This is a genomic window from Protofrankia sp. Cas8 (assembly GCF_963555845.1).
Lineage (GTDB): Bacteria > Actinomycetota > Actinomycetes > Frankiales > Frankiaceae > Protofrankia.
Window position 1 is genome coordinate 1 of the sequence record NZ_CAUVXI010000041.1, and the last position, 2,022, is coordinate 2,022.

A 2,022-nucleotide genomic window follows, 5' to 3' on the forward strand; every position below is an offset into this window, starting at 1 on the left:
GCCCCAGCCCCAGCCCCAGCCCACCACCGCGTGGCCGCGGCCCCGCCCCCAGCCCGGTCCCCGGCCGACGGGGCAGCCCGTGTGGTGGCAGCAGCCAACCGGGCCGCAGCCCGAACCGACGCAGCCGCCCCCGACGCAGCCGGCCCCGACGCAGCCGGCCCCAACGCAGCCGGCCCCAGCGCGGGCAGCCGACGCCGGGCGGGTGCTGCGCGCAGTGGTCGCGGCGCTGGCCTGGGTGTTCGGCAGTGTCCTGATCGCCGGTGCGCTCATCAATCTCGCCGTGCTGCACGCCATCGTGCCAGATCTGATCATTCTTGTTTCCATTCTCGCCCTCATGGTCCGGCGACGACGACGGCGGCGGCGACAACCACCGGGGAAGGCGCGATGACACAGCGAATGTTCGGCCCGTACCGCATCGAGGAGCTGCTGGGCCGCGGCGGGATGGGCGAGGTCTACCGGGCGTACGACACCGGGCAGCAGCGGATGGTGGCGCTCAAGCTCCTGCTCCCGAGCCTGGCCGGGGACCCGCAGTACACCGAGCGGTTCCGCCGGGAGTCCGAGGCGGTGGCGCAGCTACGCGAGCCGCATGTGATCCCGATCCACCGCCACGGCGAGATCGACGGCCAGCTCTTCATCGACATGCGTCTGGTGGAGGGTGCCCACCTGGGCACCGTCCTGCGCGGTGGGCCGCTCGACCCGCAGACAGCCGTCTACGTCGTAGAGCAGATCGCCTCCGCGCTGGACGCCGCGCACGCCGACGGGCTGGTGCACCGCGACGTCAAGCCGTCCAACGTGCTGTGCGCCGGTCGCGGCCGTCCGACCGACTTCGTCTACCTCGTCGACTTCGGGATCGCCCGCTCGGTCGACAGCGCCGGAATGACCGCGACCGGGGCGGCGATCGGCTCGATCGAGTACATGGCGCCCGAGCGGTTCCTGTCCGAGCGGGTCGACCACCGGGCGGACGTCTACTCGCTGGCTTGCCTTCTCTTCGAGAGCCTGACCGCACGCAGGCCGTTCGTCACAGCCGAGCGGCTCGGGGTGATCAGGGCGCATCTGGAGGACCCGCCGCCCGTCCTGTCTGCCGTGCGGCCCGGGGCGCCGGCAGCGTTCGACGCCGTCATCGCACAGGGCATGGCGAAGGCCCCGGCCGACCGGCATTCCGCCGCATCCGTGTTCGCGGCCGCTGCCCGCGCCGCCCTCGGGTCTGCGAGCCCGACGGCATCGATCCCGGCGGCATCGATCCCGGCGGCGTCGGGGTGGCCGCCCGCAGCACCGGCCACGGGCGGCAGGTGGTGGACGCGCACGAACGCCGCCCCCGCGGCCCCGGCCCCGCCTCCTCCAGCTCCAGCTCCAGCGCCAGCGCCGCCCGCAGCGCCGACCGCACCCGCATCGGGCTGGTGGCAGGCCAGAAGCGCCCCACCGTCGACGCCGCAGGCCCCACCGTCGACGCCCCCAGCCTCGCCGTCGATGCCGCCCGCAGCGCCGACCGCACCCGCATCGGGCTGGTGGCAGGCCAGAAGCGCCCCACCGTCGACGCCGCAGGCCCCACCGTCGACGCCCCCAGCCTCGCCGTCGATGCCGCCCGCACCCACCGCGCTCTTCGTAACCAGGCACCATGTGATGCGGCCGGCTACCGCCGCGCCGTCGCCCGCGGCCCAGGCGACAGGCACCCCACCCTCCGGGCTACCGCCGACGGCACGGGCGCCGGGCACCCCCGCCGGGCCGAGCCAGGGCGGGACGTGGTGGGGGCGGAAGGCCACGGCGCTGCACCCGGTCGGGGCGGCACCAGTCGTCATCGGCCGCGCGTCCGAGTGCGACGTGGTGCTCACCGACCCGCTCGTCTCGCGCCGGCACGCCGAGCTGCGCCAGGTCGGGACCGAGCATCGGATCCTCGACCTCGGCAGCTGGAACGGCACATTCGTCAACGGCCACCGGATCAGCCAGGCGGCCACGATCGGGGCCGGGGACATCGTCGGCATCGGGCACGCCCTGCTGCACCTGCAGGGCGGCACGCTCGTCGAG

1 protein-coding gene and 1 pseudogene are annotated in these 2,022 nt (G+C 74.8%); both read left to right on the forward strand.

The features are described from left to right. Positions 1 to 388 (forward strand): annotated as a pseudogene (locus tag U9977_RS08800) (hypothetical protein); the annotation flags it as partial. Next, positions 385 to 2,022: FHA domain-containing serine/threonine-protein kinase (locus tag U9977_RS08805; protein WP_322748704.1), on the forward strand; the 1,638-nt coding region annotated here is incomplete at its 3' end. The pseudogene U9977_RS08800 and the gene U9977_RS08805, both read left to right, overlap by 4 nt.